This window comes from Mesorhizobium sp. M8A.F.Ca.ET.207.01.1.1 (genome assembly GCF_004794715.1).
Taxonomy (GTDB): domain Bacteria; phylum Pseudomonadota; class Alphaproteobacteria; order Rhizobiales; family Rhizobiaceae; genus Mesorhizobium.
Genome location: NZ_SRUS01000475.1, coordinates 1 through 302, shown reverse-complemented (window position 1 = coordinate 302; position 302 = coordinate 1). Strand labels below are relative to the sequence as shown.

Annotated in this window: 1 protein-coding gene; it reads left to right on the top strand. The window is 66.9% G+C overall.

The window, feature by feature from the left end; all coding sequences use genetic code 11:
- On the top strand, positions 1-292 hold a 292-nt coding region (locus EN850_RS35435; protein WP_348642459.1), incomplete at its 5' end, for an amino acid--tRNA ligase-related protein.
- Between the last annotated feature and the right edge of the window lie 10 nt (positions 293-302).

The following is a 302-nucleotide window of genomic DNA, read 5'->3' as shown; positions in this document are numbered from 1 at the left end:
GGAACATGTCGGGCGCCCGGTGGTGGTGACCAACTACCCGGAGCACATCAAGGCCTTCTACATGCGCCTGAACGACGACGGCAAGACTGTCGCCGCGATGGACGTGCTGGCCCCGGGCATCGGCGAGATCATCGGCGGCAGCCAGCGCGAAGAGCGCCTGGACGTGCTGGACGCGCGCATGGCCCAGTTCGGCCTGGACCGCGAGCACTACAGCTGGTACCGCGATTTCCGCCGCTACGGTTCGGTGCCGCACGCGGGCTTCGGCCTGGGCTTTGAGCGCCTGGTAGTGTAAGAATGAGCGC